Here is an 18107-nt window from a genome sequence, read left to right as displayed (position 1 = left end):
ACCGTCGGTCAGATGTCTTGAACATTAGTCGATTTGGATAACTGGAGAAATCATGGGCAATACAATTCAGTCGATCAACCCCGCCACCGAGGAAACAATTGCCGAGTATGCAGAAACCTCTGAGAGTGAACTTGAGCATTGCCTCCAGACGGCGGAAGAAGCATTTGAAGCGTGGCGAAAACTCAAGTTCGCTGAACGGGCGGAGCGTTTGATCAATTTAGCTGCTCGATTACAGCAAAGGAAAGCAGAGTTAGCTCGACTTGCGTCACTCGAGATGGGTAAGCCGGTTTCGCAAGCTGAGGCAGAGGTTGAAAAATGTGCGAGTGTTTGTGAGTTCTACGCACACAATGGCGGACGAATACTAGAACGAAAGAACGTCACAACCGATGCAAAAGAGTCTTGGGTTCAGAACGACCCATTGGGTCCGATCCTAGCAATCATGCCCTGGAATCTCCCATACTGGCAGGTCTTCCGCGCTGCAGTCCCTGCAATTGCTAGTGGCAATGTTGTGGTATTGAAGCATGCAAATAATGTCTGTGGTGTCGCATCGGAGACTGCGAAACTTTTTTCGGAAGCGGGTTTTCCGGAAGGAGTATTCTCAGTTGTTTTCCTTTCGCGTGAGCGCGCGGAACACTTAGTTGCGTCTCCGGCTATTCGTGGTGTCACGCTAACGGGAAGCGAACGTGCCGGTCGTGCTGTCGCGGCGAAGGCGGGAGAGCACATCAAGCCAACTGTACTCGAACTCGGAGGTTCAGATCCGTTCATTGTCTTGGCCGATGCGGATCTATCGAAGGTCGTCCCTAAAGCCGTCCAAGCACGCACTCAGAATACGGGGCAAAGCTGTATCGCCGCGAAACGTTTTTTGGTCGACCAAGCTGTGATTGGCGATTTCCAAGAACAATTTGTGAAGCAAATGATGCAAATTAAGGTCGGAAATCCGCTTAACAAGAACACGGACGCGGGACCACTCGCACGCTCGGACTTGCGGGACCAATTGCATCGGCAAGTTCTCGAAACGATCCAAGCCGGCGGCCGACTCGCTTGCGGTGGTCGAAACCTTCCTGGGAAAGGCTGGTTTTATGAGCCAACTGTCCTCACAGACGTCGCGCCGGGCATGCCCGCGTTTGATGATGAGACATTTGGCCCCGTGGCGGCAGTGGTCCCGTTCCGTGATATCTCGGAGGCCATTCAGTTAGCAAATCGGTCGAGTTTTGGCCTCGGCGCCAGTCTTTGGACCACGCAGCCAGACAATGCCATCGAACTGAGTTCCGAGATTTCGGCCGGCGCGGTCTTCCTCAACGAAATTGTCAAATCCGACCCACGGATTCCCTTTGGCGGAATCAAAAACTCGGGATACGGGCGAGAACTCGGAGAAGATGGAATGCTAGCGTTCGTCAATCGAAAGACAGTTTGGGTGGGTTGATACTAGAGTCGCCCTAGCGGTCAACTGAACTTTGGCGACCTCGCTAGCACAATACGTTTTGAATCGAACGATGCATAGTTGTCTCGTTCATCACGCGCGCATCGTTTCGACCAAGTGCAGTGTAACGCTGCAATGCACCTCCCAATTCAACCTCGATTGTAGGCTAGTTTGCTCCCATTCCGCTTTGCTGAATCAGAAAGCGGAATGGCAACGTCGACCAAACACGTTGTGTATCATCAGAGGTTGCTACTGAGACATTCTAGTCTGGCACACTCGTTGTTATCTCTCCAATGAGCATGCGGTTTTGGCCTGTGACACTATCCCAGAAAAGCAAGTCTGTCCTACCGGAACCAAGGTCAGTCTGAGACATAAGCGGCGTTGCGGTATCGAACACCCCGCCATTGATCATACTTGGTGTGATTGGCTGATCGATGACCTCGATAGTAATCCCAGCAAGCAGCAAGCGATTCTCACCGGAGACTGGGTTCCAAGCGAAGACATCACTAAGACCGTTGTTGTCGAAGTCACCGACTACAATTTGAGAGTAAACTCCGCCATTTATAGTCGTCGGCTGAATCCAACTCGTGGTTAACTGATCGAATGCGGTGTCTTGACCAGGCGTGACTGCTGTCAATTCGATGAGACGATTTGCACCGGTACTAAGATTCACAAATGCCAATTCCGCGAGACCTCCAGCCACAAAGTCGCCGAGTCGAATCTGCTCATAATCGTTCCCGTTGATCATCTGCCGAGGAATCACATCATTTTCAACAGCAGCAACATCCGCTTCCGATAAGTGTATCAAGCGGTTCGCACCTGTTGCCGGGTGCCAAAGGAAGAGGTCAGCAGGCCCCTCGCCATCAAGGTCTCCTGCAACTAACGTTGTATAGTCGTTGCCGTTAATCAACGTGCGGTCGACAGCGTCAGCTTCAACACTTGCCGAGACCTGCTCATCAAATGAGATGTGAGCCAAACGATTCTTCCCGCTGACCGGATTCCAAAAGAATAGGTCATCCGGAGCGTCGGCATCGAGATCTGCAGCAATCATCTCGAAGAAGTCGTCGCCATTAATCCAGAGGGGATCAATGACGGAATTCTGTATGGTTCCATCACCACGAACTAACCGGTTGGCCCCTGTCGTGGGATTCCAATAGAAGAGGTCATCCTGCAAGTTCTCAGCCGCCCCGTCGCCATCGAAATTGCCTGAGACGACGTTCGTAAAATCACCATTGATCAACGAAGGCGAAATTGGTGTCTCTTCCAATTGGGAAAGTGGAGAATCGATGATCGGCTCTGCCACTGTGATTGACATAGTGTCGGTGTCGTCCAGTGGTTCAGTGCCGATCTGTCCGAGATCATTTGTGGTGATTGTTAGAACATCTTCCCCAAAGAACTCTATGTTCGATCGGTATGTTAGGCCGTCCAAAGCGTTGTTGATATCACTCAAAGCCCCTTGGACTGTAATTGTGCTGTCATCAGCACCATCACCGTCTATGAATTGCAGTCCGCTAGTCGTTGCAAGACTGATTATGCCACTAGTAACACTCAGGGTGACTTCGACGGTTTCCGCCCCTGTGGTGATATCGGGATCGGCAATCGAGATGCGATTCTCGGTCGTGGATGAGAAAACGAGTTCGGTCAGGTAAGCCACCGATTGCGGACTGGGAACCGTGTTAATGGGGCTTTCGTTGACGGGGTTAATGTTTAGATTAATCGACGCTGTCCCGATCTGTGGCCCGCCATTTCCGGTGTTTCCGAGATCATCGACACTCATAGTCAATGTATCAGAGCCAAAGAAATCTTCATGCGGTTGATACACAAGCCCGTTGAGCAACGAGTTCAGATTATCAATCGTATCAGTAACTGTCAGTGTTGAGCCGCTCATCTGTCCCAGCGTGAGTGTTCCATTGGTGACAGCCAGCGTGATTTCAACGTCGGCATCTGCGGCGTCGGGATCGGAGATGGAAATGCGATTGTTGCTGATCGAACGGAAGATCAGCGGCGTATCTTCGTCTGTAGTTTGCTCGATTGGAGCTGTGATTTCCGGCGGACGATTGAGCGTTTGGATGGTCAGTGTGACATCGTTCCCATCCCCACCGATGTAGCTGATTGTTGCTTCAAACCCATCGAAGCTGATTGAGTCACCTTCGACCAGACCACCTAGAACACCAACTGACCCCGCTCCGGCATCGACGAAATTGACGAGCGTAAATTCGTCCCCATCGGTCGGCATGTAGTTGGGATCGAATTGAACAGTCAACGGGACGTTGTTCCAGTTGACCTGCTGGCCAATTCCTAAGATCTGCAATTGATCGTAGTCAATACCTGCGTTGCCGGCATTCACTGCGTCGAAGACTAATGTCGACACTATGGCGTCGAACGTGAGGGAAAGTGAGTCCACACTCAATTCGCCGACGGACTCTATCCCGCCGGGTTGAACTGTGGCTTGCAGTTGGACTTCACCACCTGCCGTGAGATCAACACCAGCATTTCCGAGGATAAGTGCACCGATCAAAGTCACATCACCAGCGAAGATGGCGGAATCGAGCGTGATCGTCCCGGCCTTGGTTGCGTCACCAATAATGGCCCCCAAAGCGCCGAGATTTGCAAGCTCCGCATCGTCAAGATTTAATGTCCCGGCAGCACCACCAAGTCCAATCGAAGTTCCCGGAGTCAGTGGCTCAAGGGTTGGAAAAATATCAACCAAACTGCCACCGAGTTCCAAGTTGTCTGTGATTAGCGTCACCGCCGTGTCACCAATGCCGGTCACCGTTCCCGCGAATTCTAATGCTGACGCTGTTATTGTGAGGGGTTGGTTCAACTCGACATTTGCATTCAGGGTGACTGCACCGGTGGTCGTCAACGAGCCATCGAGATTCAGGATATCCGTTTCGACGCTTAGTAAATTGTCGTTGAGATCGAATGCGGAATCGAACGTGACTTGGTCGGTTCCACTCTGAGTATTAATCGAGATCCCTGCAGTAATGTTTTCGACAGGAATTTCGATGATATGTTCGTCGACTTCTACGACTCCGGTCCCTGACCCAGCAAGTGTGTTGTAAGGATCGGACACACGAAGGATGCCATCGGCAATGCTGAGAGTCAAAGAGTCATCCGAGTCGCCGCCGTTAACGTCGGTGATCGTCAATGCTCCGTCAGCGAGAATCACATCCGTTTCCGCCGGCGTGACCAATGGCTCGAGAACGGTCAGCGTGACATCATTGCCGTCTCCGCCGATGTAACTGATTTGCACCGTACTGGTGATCCCCAAAATGGGATTTTGCAGCTCAAACTCGGCTCCCTCGGCCAAGCCGTTGAATGTGCCCGTGATCGGCTCCATTGACTGATTGTCGAGAATGGTGAAGACATCGCCCGTCATCGGGGCGAATTCCAAGCCGCTCGATAGTGTGGTCCCCGTCAGGTCAACTTCGGTTGCCGAGTTCGTCACGACGACCTGATCGTAATCCGTTCCAGCAGTTTGACCTCCCAGGATAATGGTCAATTCACCACCCGCCAAATCGAGATTACCGTCAATCGTGAGTTGGCCAAAATTTTCACCGGGCGATACACGGCCTGCTCCCGCCGCGACGACGTTGCCCTGCACAACTCCATGACCGGTGAGGCGACTGAGATCACCGAGACTCAAGAACGCCATTGATGGCAGCAGAAGTTCGCCATCAACACGGATCTCTTCATCATCCTCAAGAGCGAATCCGTTGGAGAGCGCAACTGTCGCCGTCGCCATGACGACATAGCTATCAATCTCTGTTCCACCTTCGACGTTCCAGTCTCCCGTGTATTCATCGACGGCAATGTCTTGAAACGTGAGCGTGTCGGCTCCGGCGGCGGCGTTGATCGAAATTGTGGTCACGCCATTCAGATCGAGACGGTCGTCGCCATGCGAACCATTAGTGCTCTCAATCGTGAGGCTACCGTCGCTCACACTCAAATCAGTGGTATCGGGCACATCGGTAAGGTTGATGACTAGATTCGTAGTGGTCGAGCCGGTCACATTTAGTGGCTCGATGCCTGTGAACTGAATGGCCGCGGAATCAAGTTGTAGCGAACCGTCTGCAAGACTGGTGTGATCAATCGTAACCGTGTCAAACGTTCCGCCATCCACGATGAGCGTATCCGCATTGGTTTGCAGACCGCCATTGATGTTGATCGGGATTTCGATCAAATCATCGTTCTGGTCGATTGTGAAAGAATCATCATCGCTGGAACCATTGAGTGTCAGCGACTCGGTTTCGGCCCACGGCTGTCGTAAGACTTCGTTACCGTTCACAGTCACGACGAGATCCGTTCCATCGACATCCACCATAAACTCATCAGCCGTCCCGTCATTCGCACTGTCGCCAGCATCAACAATGGCATTGGGGTCCGGTGGCGTTTGGAAGACGAGACTGTCAATCGCGAAGTAGGCAGGCGTGTTCATGCCGAAGTCACCGACATCGGACGAAGTCAGATTGAAGTGCAACGTACGAGCATCCGCCAGCGAAGACAGATCGAGTGCTTCCCACGTATCAAGAATATAGTCTTGCGAATTATCGGAGAATCGGAAGTCGGCGAGATAGAACTCGACTTCCGTTCCGAGGGCTTCGCCGCTTGCATCAATGCCATAAACACTGAGTTTGAAAAAGTCCGGATCGTCACCCGTTGGGCCACCAAACTGTTTTGTGAACAGGTCGCCATCCCGCATGGAGAGCGCTGTGTAAGTTGTATTGGTGAACTGAGCCGTTTCAATTCGATAACCATCCGGCAGTGTAATGGTCGGCAAGTCGCGAAGCTGATCTTCGTCCGTAGAATCCAGACCGCCGATGTGCCCAAAACCGAGTCCGTAATTGTCGGCTCCTGCGCCGACTCCAGTGCCAGGAAAGGCACTGAACTGGTTCCCGAAGCCGGGCGTCGTCGTGTCGGTTTCATTGGAGACCGCGAACCCACTCCAACTCCCGAAAGTCAGGTCGTACACGTTGGAGAACTCAACCCCGCCACTCTCGATCTTCCCAACCTGAACATCACCGAAACTACCTTGTTCAATCGTGCCATTGGGATCGGGCCCATTGAAGTGTGATTCCGCATCGAGAGGGATATCTTCAAAATCGACCACGGCGGTCAGCAGGGTTCGTTCTTCGAGTGTTTCAACGCATGCCACCGCAACTTGTTGCAGACTCGCACGACGACGTGCCATTCGATTGGGAACGCGTCCGGGCAGCAAATTCTTCAGCCAGTGCGTCAATGTCATAAAATCAATCCTGTGGAAAATCGCTAAAATATAGGAATCAAAAGCCGATTGCTTGTGCGTACGGCGATCGTACAAGTCAGCTGCGTGGTCGATGCGACGGGAAATGTGCAGATCGAGTCAATGACTCTTCATCGCGGTGTTCTTTCTCGCAGCCACTGCCGACATCAAAGACCGTGATACGATCTAGAAGTCGCCGACGACTTCACCGCCCTGCCGCGACAACAATGCCGCGAGTGTAATTACATCGATCGTTTCGCTCACGAATCGTGCCGATCCATCAACGAGCAGGAACTGCGAGCCACCACTGTGATAACTGTGGAACTCCTGACCAAAATCGCAGCCGAGTTTGCCCGGCGGATTCGCGGTGCCGCCGAACGTGATACAGGCTTGCCAACTGGTGTCACCCGCGGATGCATAACGCTCATTCAACGGGGCACTTTGGTCGAAGACGTTTTTGTGTCCGATCCAGATCGAATGAATCCCTTCCGGTGCCTCACCGACGAAAATCGTGTTGGACGTTCCATCGGTGACATCGCGAATGCCGACGCTCGGAGACGAAAGCAACGGGAACATGCCCCGATAAGCTGCGGAACCGGTCCCGCTCCCATAGCTATTCTGACAATTCGTCGCCGGATAACATCGCAAACCGCGTTCACCGTAATTGCCACCGTAGTCGGTCCGCGCAAACAGTGTGCTCGATGATGGCTGATCACCATTCGGCTTGAGCATTTCTCCCGACGGAACCGAGGGGCAAATGTACGTGGTGAGCACTGTTTGGCCCACCGGGATGTTATCCGCGTGAACGTACCACTCGCTTTGATTGATCTGCTGGTAGAGATTGTTCTGTTCCATCCCCGGCAATATCGCAGCGCCCCAACTGAGGGTGAGTGACGAATTCTTCACCGTCGCGTTCGACGCGTTGGTGGCGGACAGGGAACCACCGTAACCGCCTCGCGGAAAACTGCGGTAATTCGAGTGGTAATTGTGCAACGCAATCCCGATTTGCTTGAGATTGTTCTTACATTGCAGACGTCGTGCAGATTCGCGAGCTTGTTGAACCGCCGGCAGTAGCAATGCGATCAAAATAGCGATGATCGCGATGACGACAAGAAGCTCAATCAACGTAAAACCACGCTGTTGCGATGACGTTCCTCGCATTGAGGAGTTACGGCCGCGCAGCATACGCGACGGAGAGAAGCAGCGAGACATCAGTCCGGTCCTTTCAGCGCCAAGAACTTCGGCTGCGGAAAGGCAATCGCGCAGACACCGTGCGCACTCAACAATGCCTCCCAAGGACGCTTGAATCCGAAGCATATCCTGGCAAACCGGTTGGGCCGTATTCTGACTCGCAAGTCGAACGGTTGCCGAACGCCTTCCCACAAGCCCAGCTTGCAGTGGCATCGTGTTCGGCCGCCTTCTTGCACACAGCGGCGGTCCCGTGTCGGATTCTCACCGACTTCCAGTTCGATCCATTCGATCGAACGCCCAACGGGTTTCTTGCGGTCGAGAATAACCAAGTTTGTCAGCGTTGGCAATTCTCAGTTTAATCACTCCCGACGGATTTTATAAAACGAATCAGTCAGCAGCGCGCGACAAACGAAACCGCATTGTGCCCCCTATTCGCTTGTCTTCCCGGATCGACGAATCCGGTAGATGATCAAAGAACCAAGCGCCAGATAACAAATTGAGCCGATAGCGAACTTGATTAGCCATTGGCCGAAATCGTGGTAAAGGTTTTCCATTATTCAATTTCCGTCCGAGAACTGGCTTCGAAGATTCGGCCTTGCAGGGAAAATCCAAACGTGGCCAGCAAATCGGGCACGGGCGACATCCCGTTCGTGTCGGTCACTTCCACGCACACGGTAACCCGCACCTCGTCGGCATCAACGTTCGGCCCGTTGGGCGTGTAGGTGATGCTTGTATTGCCACGTTCTCCGGCATGAGGATCGCTATTAACAAGGGTGCCTTCGATCGTCACTCTCACTGGATCAGTGGTGTTGGTGCCATCGGTCTGGAACGTCAAATTGTGTACCGCCAGGAACTCTTGAACGGTTTCCGCAACTTCATCGGGGGTCGTTCCGATTTTGGCCGCTTCACGAGTTCCTTCAACCGCTGCCGAGCTGACGGCTTGATTTACCAGAACCAAGAAACCGAATTCGAAGATTCCAAGCGTCGCAATCAGCAGGACGGGCAAAGCCAAGATGAATTCCAGCGTGACAACGCCACTTCGCTTGGAACTCTGACTGCGGAACTTAGAAACCTCCATGCGATCGACTGATCGTCGCATGTTTGTCCCTGCGGTTCGTCGTCGCCTCGGTCGTGAAACCATAGCCGTTGTTAACCATGCGAGAAGAATTGTAACCAAGTGTTCCCGGCCGTTAACACTCTGTGTTCATACATGATCCACGTGATTTTCAGCGACGATAAAACGTCACGGCTGTCCGCATTCGTCTGCCGCAGCCGTTGCCATTTGGATCAATGCCGGTGATGCCCAAGTTTAGCAAGTGTTGTGCCGATCCGGTTTTGAGACTGCATCCACAGGGAATTGCGTCGGACTGACAACACAATCGCGAAGCTGAAACCGGAATTGTCAACGGAAGCATACACCCATGGATTGGTTGACCGACGCGACTTGCGGGAAACCGTGACAATTGGCATTTCGGCACGGAGAATGCATTGGGGTTGAGCATCCATTTTCAAAGGTCCGTCTGCTCCCGTGATGGTTGGAAAAGATTCCGTTAGCCGTCTCGGAGGAAATTCATGTTGAGACATCGGAATTCATCTTCATTGACCAAGCAACAAAACCGACGGGCGGTCGTCGTCTTTGAGTTGCTGATGTCGTTGCCGATTTTGATGATCTTCCTCGCAGCGGTGATCGAATTCGGGCTGATCCTGGCCAACATGAAACAAGTCAAGTTGGCGAGCCGAACGGGAGCGAAAGTCGCTGCTGAAACGACCGGACTGAATTCCGGCAACACCGCAACGGTGGCATCCACATTGCGGGCGATCGTTGACGAACAGTTGGAGACGGCGGGATTTGGGGCCAACGCCTCGGCCGGAGTTCGGTTGCAACACACGGTTGCCGGAAACGGCTCCGCAGCCGATGGAACGTGCCCCGAGCAAAACGATCCAGCCATCCCAACCGATTCCGTTCGCGTCACGGTGTGTGTCGAGCTTTCTACCCTGACACCAGATCTTCTAGGAACATTTGGGTTCACAATCGCTGGTCGACGAGTCGAACTCTCGACCACATTTCCCTACGAGGAATAGGCTCCGATCATGATTTCACGCCGCCGTCTTGCGGTTCCATCGTTCTTCCCCGCACATCAACGCAGAGGCATTGCCGCCTTCTGGGTGATCGCAGCCGCTCCGTGTTTCGTCATCATGCTTTGCCTGGTGATTGATATCGGCCGATTGTGGCTCGCGCGTGTCGAACTTGAGGAAGCCTTGGAAGCAGCAGCGTTGGCGAGCGTCAAAGAATGGGGCCAAAACGGTGGCAACGAGACCGAAGATGCCCGTGAACGTGGTCAAGCCTTGGCCGCAGCGAACTTGATCCGTGGCGAAGAACTCGTCCTGGAAAAAAACTTCGATGACTCTGCCGCGGGGGGCCCGAATCAGAATGCCAGTTGCACCGGTGACTTGGTTTTTGGAGCCATTACCACGACGTCTCCGCCGTTTGTATTCGATGCAGGCGAACCCGGTGGATGTGTGCCGGCGAGCGTTCTGATCAACGCCGCCCAACCCAGTGGCGGCATGGGGAACGGAAGCTTGGTGAACACCGAACCTCGTCTATTTGGCATCTTTTACGATTCCGGCCCGCCGAATCTTTCCATTCAGTCCGTCTCCATCACGATTCCGGAATTCATGGTCCAGAATTCGAACCAACAACCGTATTTCGATATCACCAAAGACATCGTGGTCTCGAACAGCAACACGGTTGGTCCGGATGCATTGAATCGGAACAACGGCGTTTCCCCATCCGATGTTCGCGGTCTTGACCCGGATCCCGTAGTTGCCCCGAACGTCTGGCTTTGCCCTGCGATGCCGGTGCTGGCAAATCCTAACGGGGACATCTGCATGACCTTGTCCGACGAAGTCACCGGCCAACCACTGCGGTTTCGCACTCTCACGATCCACTTCGCCAATGGTTCGTTTACATCGACGGGCGATATGAACACCACCGACTTTGTCCGCTACGGTGCGTCTGTCAACGGATTGAACCCGCCAGCAGTCCCTGACGCGACTGGCGGCAATAACAACGACGCCGACGCGATCGGAATTGCCGGATTGAACATTTCGATTACGTTTTTTGATAGTGATACGATGACGACTGAAACACTCACCACGACCTTTGAAGATGACGGCATCAACAACGATTACTCGGAAGCAAGTATCGCAGGCGCCGCGGGATCGACACCAGCCGTGAGAGCACAGAAAACGGTGATGGTTGATAGTCTTTGCCAAGACCTATTCGGCATTCCCGTCGGTCCGTTCGAAATCAGTGCGAAAAGCACAGCACGATACGATTGCGATACCGGCGATACCGCTCTCATCCGGATTGGCAACTTCATTTGTCCTTGAATTGCCTGTGGAATCCCAAGAGCACACAGTCAAACGACGAACAGCCACGCGGCAGAAACCGCGTGGCTGTTCTTTTCTCGTTCCGTTCGATTTCGGGCTTGCCATCAAGCGAGGGCAAACCAAATTGGAATGCGGTGACGACGATTCGATCAAATCGACCGTTACGGAATGTTCGTTGGAACTGATTGTGTGCGAACGGTGATGTCACGAATCACCGGGCGGGTCAGCCAGTCACGCGGATGGACCATCGGCACGATGCCGGTACCACGATCGCGGGTACGGGCACGAACGAATGCATCCGTCGTCAGAGCGAAGTTTGCGAACCCGCTGACCTCGTCATCACTCGCGGTGACGTCGAGAGTCAGTTGGCAGAAGTTGTGCGTGAATGTGAGGAACCCACCGAAGCCGTCGTAATCTTCAAAGGTTTCGCTGTCCCAGAAACTCCACACCGCCGTTCCACCGATTTGAATGTTTGGGGTGATAAAGGTCCCCACACGGGTTTGGATGTCTTCATCCGAAACTCCGGCGACCTCACCGAGCTGTCCAGATAGGCCTGTCGTGATTGGATCACCATTGCCATAGCTAACAGCGACGTCGACGCTAATCGGATGTTGACCATTGGCGTAAAGCAACGCACCGAATTGCGGACCGACACGACTGAACTCTTCTTGGTAGTCGTAGAGAACCCCGGCTTTGAACCAGTGTTCCATGGTCAACTCGGCACGGTAGCCTGCGAACAAGTCTCCGGTGTAATGGAAGGAGTCATCCAAATGATCGTTAATGGCCCCCCCGAGCAGTGATCGCCCGGCGATGGAATACCGTTCGTCGTAGGTCAGGGCAAGCGTGCCCCCACCGACGACCAACGTCTGATCCTCAATGTGGTATCCGCCGACCTGGAAATCCCGGAGGTCACTCCAGATCTTATCGCCGGAAGACACGGAAGCTCCTACGCTATACATTCCCGCGTTCGAACCCGCGAAAACGTTCGCACTTGGCCCCGGTGCTGGGCCCTGCGGTCCGCCCATCCCTTGCATTTCACTCCCGAGACCAACTTGGCCAGCCGCGTAGGGATCACTTGCAAATTGATCCCCACCGGCCATTCCGGGGTTGGCATAGCCGGATGGGTCATACAGCCCCGCGGACGGATCCGAAACGGTCGGTGGATAGGCATTCGGCCCCGCGGACGGAGCAAATTGAGCTTTCGCCGATCCTGGCGTCAATAGGCACCAACTCAAACCGGCAGCTGCGGCGGCACGTAGGAATAGTGACTTTCCCCGTGCTTTTTTTCGGCACGTTCCCATGAATGGTTTCCCCCCGGAAATCCGTTGTCGATTGTTCAGCAGTGCGATCCATGCCGCAAGATGCAGATGGCTTCAGCTCAGCGCATCCGAAGTGATGCGTACAGACGTTATCGTCCGACCGGCCGGTAGAACTGGAACAAAAGGATTGATCTTGACAAACCGATTCAACGCGGACTTCGAGTTTGCGGAACATTCATTCAACGATCGCCCCCACCTACGGGAGCAACCAAAGTGGGAAATGTCCGATGAACCGCCCTGCTAATTTCATCGCGCATAAAAAAAACACCGCCAAAGGTATACAACCAATGACGGCGTTTTGGTTTTGCCAACAAGACAAGTGCGGGCCAACGCTTGCCTTGCGACAGCCACCTAAATATGCATTCCTCGTGCCGAACTAAGAAACCAGCTACAACATTGACCATAAACCGTTATTCAGATTCACTTTAAAATTCTGAAACGAAATCTGCCTCGGCAACCGCGAGGAAATCAACCGTAGCAAATTGCAACACATGGTGTTTTTTGGCCGTACTCTTTTGCTGCAATAGCATTGCATGTGCGTTCTTACAATTTCCAATTATGCTCGACAATCTGGCTCTTGCGATTGGACGAAGCGATTTCGATACTGACACCAGCACGTATCATTCTGGATAACATCCTTAATAACGAGGTGATGCGGCGTTCGACTTCCATCATTTCATTGGCCAATGACCACCGCAGCGAGAAAATCACCGCTGGAGGAGTTTGCAATTTATGTCCGCATCTGCTGCCGATCAGCCAACGCCATCGACGAAACCAATGACCGTGCCTCGGTTTGTGGCGGCCAAGACGCAGGGGCGGAAGCTCACCATGGTCACGGCCTACGATTTCCTATGGGCACGGCTATTCGATGATGCGGGAATCGACAGCATTCTCGTCGGGGATACGCTCGGCATGGTTGTGCAGGGAAAATCCACCACGCTGCCCGTCACAGTCGATGAAATGATCTACCACACCGAAATGGTCTCACGAGCGGTGCAGCGGTGTTTGGTCATTGCGGATATGCCCTTCATGTCCTTCCAAGAATCACCGCAAGACGCCGTTCGGAACGCGGGACGCTTACTCAAAGAGGGCGGAGCGGCAGCGGTGAAGTTGGAAGGTGGTGTCAATCAAGCCGACACAATTCAGGCTCTCGCGGCAGCGGATATTCCGGTGGTGGCTCATATCGGATTCAAACCACAATCGGTCCGAAAGGTCGGATCGATGGGGAAAATCCAACGGGATGAAACCCAACTTCTGGCGGACGCCGAAGCGGCTCAGAACGCCGGTGCGTTCGCAATCGTCTTGGAGATGGTTCCTCGAAACATCGCTCATAAGATCACCGAGAGTTTGACCATTCCAACAATCGGCATTGGAGCCGGTCCAGACTGTGATGGGCAAGTTCTCGTCAGCCAAGATTTCCTCGGTCTCACGACCGGATTTCAACCGAAATTCCTGAAACGCTACGCGGACTTACATCAAATCGCAACCACCGCCACGCAGGAATACATCCGCGAAGTCCGTGACGGAAGTTTCCCCGGCCCCGAACACACACACGAGTAGACCATTGATTTTGGGCTCTCACAAGACAGAAATCTTAACAATCACAAATCAACCGCTCACAGCCCCACATCGTCGAACAGCACCACGAATATCGGCGAAACTAGCGGACGAACAGACGTCGAACCAACGTCATCTACCTGTGGAGAAATTCTCATCTCGACGAACAAGAAAAAACTTGGTGGAACTTCGATGACTTCGCAAATTGGTCCGGCTAGACTATGAGAACACAATATGTATCAAGTGATCAGCGTGAGACGGGCCGGATGTTGAATCTCATGTCCCGGGCTGATCGAATGCGAGATGGATCAAACTTGGTCGAACGGGATCGACCGCGTTGACTTTCAGCCAGCAGGAGGAAATTGGGCTGGTCGGGATTTATTTCGTCCTAGGGGAAGGGTTTCGATGTCGATTTGTCCGATTAAGGCCGTGCAGCGGAAACAGGGGGGCGTCTTTGCGGATGCCGACGCCGCCGCCACAACGACCATGCAATTCGTCAGTGGCGAATTCGCCCTGATGACCGCGTTCGAGCCATTCGACGACTTCGAAGAGGCCATCCATTATGGCGATCCGGTCGCAGAGATCACCGCAGCCCGCGAAACGGCGGCGATGTTCGATCTTTCGACGCGGTCACACATCGAAATCACCGGCGCGGATCGCGTCAAATTTCTCCACAACTTCTGCACCGGCGATATTCAGAATCTTGCTCCCCGACAGGGGTGTGAAGCATTCGTCACTAACGCCAAAGGTCGCGTACTCGCCCATATTTTCGTGTTTGCGACGACGGACTCGTTATGGTTGGAGACAGTCATTGGGTCCGAAGAAGCGTTGCTAGAGCATTTCAACCATTACCTCATTACCGAAGATGTCGAATTCAAATCGTGGTCGAGCGAACTCAGTGAGTTGCTGATTTGCGGACCAGACGCGATGAAGCGACTGGCGGCATTGAAACTCCCGTTACCGGAACCCGATCCGTACCATCACCGGGAAGACGAGTGGTCGGATTCAACGGTGTCGGTTCGGTATGTGGACTGGCTCGGTATGCCGAGTTTCCTGGTGGCTGGCGAGCGAAACACGATTGCGGAACTTTGGACCGCCTTGTACTCAGACGGCGTGCAACCAGGGGGTGCGTTTGCGTTTCATACACTTCGTGTGCAAAACGGCTTTCCGCTTTATGGCATCGACATCACGGAAGATCATTTGGCACAGGAAGTCTCCCGAACTCCTCAGGCCATCAACTTCAAAAAGGGATGTTATCTCGGTCAGGAGCCGATCGCCCGTATCGATGCATTAGGCCACGTCAATCGGGAATTGCGTGGGCTGCGATTGGAGGTTGGCGATCTTCCCTCACCTGGCTCGAGCATCGCTGACCATGAGGGCCGTGAGATCGGACACATCACGTCGTACACTCTGTCACCGATTGACAGCCACGCCCGGGCATTGGGATACGTGCGGAGTGAATTCATCGCCCCCGGGCACACCGTCCTCGTGCGTTGCACCGATGACTGGACACCGGCGAAAGTTTATTGGCCCCGCGATGTCGACGTTACCTAATCGAAATTGAAATTGATGAGTACTACCACTGCCGAAAATATCCGCACCGTGCCACCATGGGTCGATCGGGTTGCCGACTGGTGCAATCCGATTTTGATCAAGGAAGTTCGGCAGTCTCTGAAAAGCCGCCAGTTCGTCGTCACATTCTTTTTGCTCGTCGCCGGCGCATGGCTGACGGCCGTGTTCGGACTGTTGATGTGGGGTGAGCGAATCGAGTACGAAGCCGCCGGTCGCGACTTCTTCTTCTACTTCTACATCGCCCTTGCAATCGCCACGCTGGTGGTTGTCCCCTTCAATGCCTACCTCAGTTTGAAGTCCGAACGCGACTTTCTAACGTTTGAAGTGCTCAGCGTGACCACCTTACTGCCAGGACAGATCGTCAATGGGAAGCTGTTGGCGGCCGTCGTGCAGCTTTTCATTTATTACTCGGCTATCACGCCGTTTATTGCGTTTGCCTCGACCATGCAAGGCTTTGACGCCGCGCTGGCAGCCTACTTGCTGGTGTTGTCGTTTTTGGTTTCCCTCTGTTTGTGTTGCATCAGTGTGACGGCAAGCACCCTGACGACAAACCGCTCGCAACAGGCGGCCCTCGCCGTCGGATTGCTCATGGGGGTTGTCGCAGCGATGTGGGCCATGATCGCATATGCCTCAGCAGCCACCTATTTCCGACCGTTGCCGTTTACAGAAGGTGAATTCTGGCTGGTCAACGGACTCAGTCTTGTAGTCGCGATTTCCTATTTCATTTTGCTCCGACAAATCGCAATTGCACAACTCACCTTCGAAACAGACAACCGCAGCACTGCAATCCGATTGACGATGACCGCTCAGTTTTGGCTGTTCTGGATCGTTTCGTTCGTTGTGTTTGCACTGGTTGACTTGGGACGCATCGACAGCGATATCTTCTACGGTTATGCAATCGTATCCTGCATCCACTGGGGAATTTTTGGTTTGGTAATGACCGCCGAACCCGATGCTCTTTCCCGTCGCATCCGTCGACACATTGGCGGCAGCACGTTATGGCGGTTGATCAAAACGCCGTTTATGCCTGGCGGAGCACGGGGTTATTTGCTGTTGCTACTCAATGTGACGATGATTTTCGTGTTCTACCTGTTCGGAGTCGCAGCGTTCGATGGTGTTCGCGGAGGAACCGGCATCGCTCCGGACTTTGTCGATCGTTTGACCTTGCTGGTTTCGCAGTTTGGTCGCGAGTTGAGAGGCGTTGTAGCAATCTGCCTGTATTTGGTGATGTACTGTGGTCTTAACACGGCCTTGGGACGTTGGGGGCATGCCGCTGGTGTCGGGATCAAACCGGCACATGCTCGGTTGGTCACCTTTATTTTGATGATGGCCGCGGTGGCCGGTCCGCAACTGTTACTGAGTCTGGAATACTTCCGTCAGTACCGCCGCACCTACCACCCAATGCAATTACTCGACCCATTCACCACCGTGCAGCGTATCGACTCCGGCCACACCGATATCCACTATGTGCTGCCCGTGCTGGCGTCCCTGTCGGTGCTGGCGGTTTTCATCAATTTTGTCCCGATGGTCCGAGGCATTTCGACCATCCTGCACGCCGGCAAAACCGATGTGGTCGCCAACGAAGCCGAGTCTCCGTTCATCGACGAGTAGCCGAAGTCGTCCCATCAGTTGGGCCTTCGGGATCGGTGTCCGCGGGACGATTCCACTGCGGAGACTCATCGGCTTCCGGATACCAGGCTAAAATCTCGTGGGGACCGAAGCGGTTCTTGTAGGCCATCGACTGACATTCCGCGATGTAGTATCCCAAGTACACCCAACGTTTGCCGTGAGCGCGAGCATATTCGATCTCTTGAAGAATCGTGAATGTGCCGGGACCATTCGGCCGCCACTCCGGGTCATGATAGAAGTACACGCTGGAGAGCGAATCCGCGAGAACGTCCACCAATCCGACACCGATTAGGCGATCGTTCCGGAAATACAGAAACTCCTGTGAGAACTCCCAATCTCCCATCAAGAATGATTCCGAGTACTGCCGGGCATCGATTTCCTCGGCTCGCCACCCGCTGCGAACGTGCATGTCCGCGTGCCAATCGTTGTAGAGACGAAGATGCTCCTCGCTGACACTCGCTGGTTGCACGACCACCCGGACATCCGAGTTGCGTTTGAGCGTGCGACGCTGGCTCTTCGTGGGCTGAAATGCCGCGACATCGACTCGCAACGATTGGCATTTCACGCAATTCGGGCACGCGGGCCGAAAGAAATGCCAACCGTGCCGCCGCCAACCGCGTGATAGCCACGATTCATATTCGGTCGCGGAAATTTGCCCTACCACACGGTACTCGAGCGATGCAGTCTCGTCCGGCAGATACGAACATTGACGTGGCGGCTCAACGGTGCGAAAGAGTTCCAGAATTGGTTGGGGCATGGATTTGAAATCGAGAGACTAGAA

11 protein-coding genes and 1 riboswitch are annotated in these 18107 nt (G+C 53.7%); of the genes, 6 read left to right on the top strand and 5 right to left on the bottom strand.

From position 1 onward, the window contains the following. Positions 1-52: 52 nt before the first annotated feature. Positions 53-1423: an NAD-dependent succinate-semialdehyde dehydrogenase gene (locus G6R38_RS09215; protein WP_166823271.1), complete on the top strand. Its 1371-nt coding sequence runs from the start codon at positions 53-55 to the stop codon at positions 1421-1423. Positions 1424-1682: 259 nt separating this feature from the next. Here the strand turns inward: G6R38_RS09215 and G6R38_RS09210 are convergent, their stop codons facing one another. The 3 genes from G6R38_RS09210 to G6R38_RS09200 form a co-directional block, all read right to left on the bottom strand. Further along, the gene (locus tag G6R38_RS09210) at positions 1683-6668 is read right to left on the bottom strand and encodes a DUF4465 domain-containing protein (protein ID WP_166823268.1); all 4986 of its coding nucleotides are present in this window, start codon (positions 6666-6668) and stop codon (positions 1683-1685) included. 183 nt (positions 6669-6851) lie between these two features. Continuing rightward, positions 6852-7877 carry a DUF1559 domain-containing protein gene (locus G6R38_RS09205; RefSeq protein WP_261345373.1) on the bottom strand — a complete coding sequence of 342 codons (1026 nt, stop codon included), beginning with the start codon at positions 7875-7877 and terminating at the stop codon, positions 6852-6854. 106 nt (positions 7878-7983) lie between these two features. Next, a riboswitch (cobalamin riboswitch) is annotated at positions 7984-8172 on the bottom strand. 237 nt (positions 8173-8409) lie between these two features. Beyond that, positions 8410-8955, bottom strand: coding sequence for a TadE/TadG family type IV pilus assembly protein (locus tag G6R38_RS09200; RefSeq protein WP_166823265.1), 546 nt, complete (start codon positions 8953-8955; stop codon positions 8410-8412). 473 nt (positions 8956-9428) lie between these two features. Here G6R38_RS09200 and G6R38_RS09195 point away from each other — a divergent pair, with 473 nt between their 5' ends. Both G6R38_RS09195 and G6R38_RS09190 read left to right on the top strand, forming a co-directional pair. Continuing rightward, positions 9429-9938 carry a TadE/TadG family type IV pilus assembly protein gene (locus tag G6R38_RS09195; RefSeq protein WP_166823262.1) on the top strand — a complete coding sequence of 170 codons (510 nt, stop codon included), beginning with the start codon at positions 9429-9431 and terminating at the stop codon, positions 9936-9938. A gap of 9 nt (positions 9939-9947) precedes the next feature. After that, positions 9948-11249 (top strand): pilus assembly protein TadG-related protein, encoded by a 1302-nt coding sequence (locus tag G6R38_RS09190; protein ID WP_166823259.1) that lies wholly within the window; start codon positions 9948-9950, stop codon positions 11247-11249. Positions 11250-11410: 161 nt separating this feature from the next. Here G6R38_RS09190 and G6R38_RS09185 read toward each other — a convergent pair whose 3' ends face one another. After that, on the bottom strand, positions 11411-12550 hold the full coding sequence (locus G6R38_RS09185) for a hypothetical protein (protein ID WP_166823256.1): 1140 nt from the start codon (positions 12548-12550) through the stop codon (positions 11411-11413). 750 nt (positions 12551-13300) lie between these two features. Between G6R38_RS09185 and panB the strand changes: the two genes are divergently transcribed. From panB to G6R38_RS09170, 3 genes are all read left to right on the top strand, one after another. Further along, the gene (gene panB, locus G6R38_RS09180; RefSeq protein ID WP_166823253.1) at positions 13301-14128 is read left to right on the top strand and encodes a 3-methyl-2-oxobutanoate hydroxymethyltransferase; all 828 of its coding nucleotides are present in this window, start codon (positions 13301-13303) and stop codon (positions 14126-14128) included. Between the two features lie 402 nt (positions 14129-14530). Further along, a complete protein-coding gene (gene ygfZ / locus G6R38_RS09175; RefSeq protein WP_166823250.1) occupies positions 14531-15679 on the top strand; it encodes a CAF17-like 4Fe-4S cluster assembly/insertion protein YgfZ in 1149 nt (382 codons plus the stop codon). A 15-nt stretch (positions 15680-15694) separates the two neighbouring features. Next, a complete protein-coding gene (locus G6R38_RS09170; protein ID WP_166823245.1) occupies positions 15695-17308 on the top strand; it encodes a hypothetical protein in 1614 nt (537 codons plus the stop codon). On the opposite strand, the gene G6R38_RS09165 is transcribed toward G6R38_RS09170, so the two are convergent. After that, entirely contained in the window at positions 17295-18083 is a 789-nt protein-coding gene (locus G6R38_RS09165) for an arginyltransferase (RefSeq protein ID WP_166823242.1), read from the bottom strand. The two genes, G6R38_RS09170 and G6R38_RS09165, sit on opposite strands and share 14 nt — an antisense overlap. Positions 18084-18107: the final 24 nt, after the last annotated feature.

It is taken from the genome of Thalassoroseus pseudoceratinae, from assembly GCF_011634775.1.
GTDB lineage: Bacteria > Planctomycetota > Planctomycetia > Planctomycetales > Planctomycetaceae > Thalassoroseus > Thalassoroseus pseudoceratinae.
The sequence above is the reverse complement of the archived record's forward strand: the minus strand, read 5'-3'. Positions and strand labels throughout refer to the sequence as shown.

Coding starts and splice junctions, on each gene's coding strand:
- G6R38_RS09215 (WP_166823271.1), top strand. CDS start 53: ATGGGCAATACAATTCAGTCGATCAACCCCGCCACCGAGGAAACAATT.
- G6R38_RS09210 (WP_166823268.1), bottom strand. CDS start 6,668: ATGACATTGACGCACTGGCTGAAGAATTTGCTGCCCGGACGCGTTCCC.
- G6R38_RS09205 (WP_261345373.1), bottom strand. CDS start 7,877: ATGTCTCGCTGCTTCTCTCCGTCGCGTATGCTGCGCGGCCGTAACTCC.
- G6R38_RS09200 (WP_166823265.1), bottom strand. CDS start 8,955: ATGCGACGATCAGTCGATCGCATGGAGGTTTCTAAGTTCCGCAGTCAG.
- G6R38_RS09195 (WP_166823262.1), top strand. CDS start 9,429: ATGTTGAGACATCGGAATTCATCTTCATTGACCAAGCAACAAAACCGA.
- G6R38_RS09190 (WP_166823259.1), top strand. CDS start 9,948: ATGATTTCACGCCGCCGTCTTGCGGTTCCATCGTTCTTCCCCGCACAT.
- G6R38_RS09185 (WP_166823256.1), bottom strand. CDS start 12,550: ATGGGAACGTGCCGAAAAAAAGCACGGGGAAAGTCACTATTCCTACGT.
- panB (WP_166823253.1), top strand. CDS start 13,301: ATGTCCGCATCTGCTGCCGATCAGCCAACGCCATCGACGAAACCAATG.
- ygfZ (WP_166823250.1), top strand. CDS start 14,531: ATGTCGATTTGTCCGATTAAGGCCGTGCAGCGGAAACAGGGGGGCGTC.
- G6R38_RS09170 (WP_166823245.1), top strand. CDS start 15,695: ATGAGTACTACCACTGCCGAAAATATCCGCACCGTGCCACCATGGGTC.
- G6R38_RS09165 (WP_166823242.1), bottom strand. CDS start 18,083: ATGCCCCAACCAATTCTGGAACTCTTTCGCACCGTTGAGCCGCCACGT.